Raw genomic sequence first — 287 nt, 5'->3', positions numbered from 1 at the left:
GGGCGGGACCTACGGCTCGCTCAGCAACCGCGTCCTGTCGCTCACCGCGGTCGTGTGGGACGCGGACGGCGGCGAGTACACCGCCCGGACCTTCGACCGCGACCACCCCGACTGCGCCGTCCTGCTCGCCCACCTCGGCCGGGCACTGGTCACCGAGGCCGTGCTGCGCGTTGGCGGCAACGACAACCTGCGGTGCGTCAGCCGCACCGACATACCCGCCACCGAGCTGTTCGCTCCGCCGGGCCGCGGCGGACGCACCCTCGCCTCCTTCGTGGAGGAGACCGGAC

At 73.9% G+C, this 287-nt stretch carries 1 protein-coding gene; it reads left to right on the top strand.

From position 1 onward, the window contains the following. Window positions 1–287: cholesterol oxidase substrate-binding domain-containing protein (locus ACSNOK_RS33825; RefSeq protein ID WP_436784578.1), on the top strand; the 287-nt coding region annotated here is incomplete at both ends.

The sequence above is a fragment of the Streptomyces sp. URMC 126 genome, from assembly GCF_051386555.1.
Classification (GTDB): domain Bacteria; phylum Actinomycetota; class Actinomycetes; order Streptomycetales; family Streptomycetaceae; genus Streptomyces.
This window is presented reverse-complemented; position numbering and strand designations above follow the sequence as displayed.